Below are 630 nucleotides of genomic sequence, written 5' to 3'. Positions count from 1 at the left end.
CCTGTTTCAAATCTTGTAACACCGATTTTAGAAGATTGGGTAGCACCGATAGTTGCTTTTACAGTTTGGTTTGAACTTGAACCGATTTGAAATTCTTGATTTGTAAAACCACCGCTTAAAAGTTGCTTACCATTAAATGAAGTAGTATTAGCAATATTATCAAGTTCTTCCATTAATTTATTAATATCTGCTTGAAGCATAGTTCTTGTTTTTAAGCTTTGTCCATCTTGAGCTGCTTGAGTAGCTTTAGTCTTGATAGTATCAAGAATTTTTAATTGCTCATCCATAGCTTTATCTGCAGTTTGTAAGATACCTAAAGCATCATTACCATTTGATATAGCTTGACCTAAAGTATTTGCTTGAGATCTTAAGCTATCTGCAATAGCCATACCAGAAGCATCATCTGCTGCTGAGTTGATTCTAAGACCTGAGCTTAGTCTTGCAAGTGATTGATCTAAGCTTTTAGCATTAAGATCAGAGTTTGCTTTAGCATTTAATGCTGCAACATTTGTGTTAATACGAAATCCCATTTTAAATCCTTTTAAATAAATTCAAGTTCGTCCATGAACTTGTTATAGACTATATCGTTTATAATAAAAATTACTTTATAGGGTTGAGAGAAAAAGTTCT

The 630-nt window shown here is 32.5% G+C and carries 1 pseudogene; it reads right to left on the bottom strand.

Going from position 1 to position 630, the window contains the following annotated elements:
• Positions 1–530 (bottom strand): annotated as a pseudogene (locus tag ELQ12_RS09800) (flagellin); the annotation flags it as partial.
• Positions 531–630 lie beyond the last annotated feature (100 nt).

This window comes from Campylobacter sp. US25a (genome assembly GCF_004379075.1).
GTDB lineage: Bacteria > Campylobacterota > Campylobacteria > Campylobacterales > Campylobacteraceae > Campylobacter_D > Campylobacter_D jejuni.
This window is presented reverse-complemented; position numbering and strand designations above follow the sequence as displayed.